An 875-nucleotide genomic window follows, 5' to 3' on the forward strand; every position below is an offset into this window, starting at 1 on the left:
GCATGTCCCCTTTGAGGGCGACCCGACGACAGGATAATCGACCTTATGGTGCGCAAATATTTCGGCACAGACGGTATTCGTGGCAAAGCCAACGAAGGCGCGATGACGGCGGAAACCGCCTTGCGCGTCGGCATGGCGGCTGGCCGTGTCTTTCGTCGCGGTGACCACCGCCATCGTGTCGTGATCGGCAAGGATACGCGCCTGTCGGGCTATATGCTTGAACCCGCGCTCACAGCCGGTTTCACCTCGATGGGCATGGACGTATTCCTTTTTGGCCCGCTGCCGACAACGTATAGGAAGAATAAACGCCCTTTTCACCCAAGTCCAACAGCTTTGGACCGCAGTTGACTCTTTCGACACCCCTGCGATGCAACCCAATCCGGCTGACGGGGAGCCAGCAACGCTGAAAATTTACCCTCCTCTTTCCCACTAGCGGCTCCTTTTCCGACAACCAGCACGGCGGATCCCTGCCGCGGCGCTGTGAACGCAGCATTTTGATTGGTATCGTTGGCCTTCAGGCTCGTCAGTCAAACAGACCCAGGAGCAGCTCAGCCGGTGGCGCCCGGCTTTCGGGTAACGCCCTGGTCCCGCTGGTTTCGGCTTTGTGCTTCAGGTGATCAAGGATCTGCTTGATCACTATAGGGTCTTCAATGCAGGCGATGACTTTCATGGCGCCGCCGCAGCCCTGGAGCGAAGCGGAAGGGATCGGGTGAGCACCCGGCGAAGCGAACCCTTGACGTGATGGAGTGACCCCCACGCTCAGGCAAGGGGGCAGGTAGAGCAGAGCGAAGCGGCGCGGCCACCTGCACCCCTGCCACGTGGCGAACGCGGGGTTTGGGGCAGCGCCCCAAGGTGTTCGCAACGACCGAAGGGAG

1 protein-coding gene is annotated in these 875 nt (G+C 60.7%); it reads left to right on the top strand.

From position 1 onward, the window contains the following. Positions 1–45 precede the first annotated feature (45 nt). Complete coding sequence (locus tag ABR189_RS29940) at positions 46–348, top strand: phosphoglucosamine mutase (RefSeq protein ID WP_000251875.1); 303 nt, start codon at positions 46–48, stop codon at positions 346–348. The last annotated feature ends 527 nt before the right edge of the window (positions 349–875 follow it).

The sequence above is a fragment of the Chitinophaga sp. H8 genome, from assembly GCF_040567655.1.
Classification (GTDB): domain Bacteria; phylum Bacteroidota; class Bacteroidia; order Chitinophagales; family Chitinophagaceae; genus Chitinophaga; species Chitinophaga defluvii.